Consider the following 453-nt stretch of genomic DNA (forward strand, 5'->3'; position numbering starts at 1 on the left):
CGCGATGCACGGTGGCGCTGGAAGCGTGCGGCGGCGCACATCACTGGGCCCGCGAGTTGCGGGCGATGGGTCACGAGGTCAGGCTGATTCCGCCGGCCTATGTGAAGCCGTTCGTGAAGCGGCATAAGAATGATGCTGTCGATGCTGAGGCGATCTGTGAGGCGGCGCAGCGGCCAACGATGCGGTTCGTCGCGGTGAAGAGCGAAGAGCAGCAAGCCGCCGCCTTGGTGTTCCGCACGCGCGATCTGCTGGTAAAACAGCGCACCCAGCTCGGCAATGCGATCCGCGGGCATCTCACCGAATATGGCTGGGTGGCACCGAAGGGGCCGAGCCACCTGGCGATGCTGGCGGATCTGCTAGACGACAGCGAGATGGCCGCAACACTGCCGGAGGCGGCGCGACCGATGTTCGCGATGATGGTCGATATGCTAGCCGAACTCGACAAGCGGGTTG

General features: G+C 64.7%; 1 protein-coding gene. It reads left to right on the forward strand.

Annotated elements, in window-relative coordinates:
• Nucleotides 1-453 (forward strand): transposase (locus AACY52_RS31145; protein ID WP_339561515.1); only part of this gene is annotated, 453 nt, incomplete at both ends.

Origin of the sequence: Pseudomonas sp. EA_65y_Pfl1_P113 (assembly GCF_963970525.1) — a bacterium.
Lineage (GTDB): Bacteria > Pseudomonadota > Gammaproteobacteria > Pseudomonadales > Pseudomonadaceae > Aquipseudomonas > Aquipseudomonas tritici.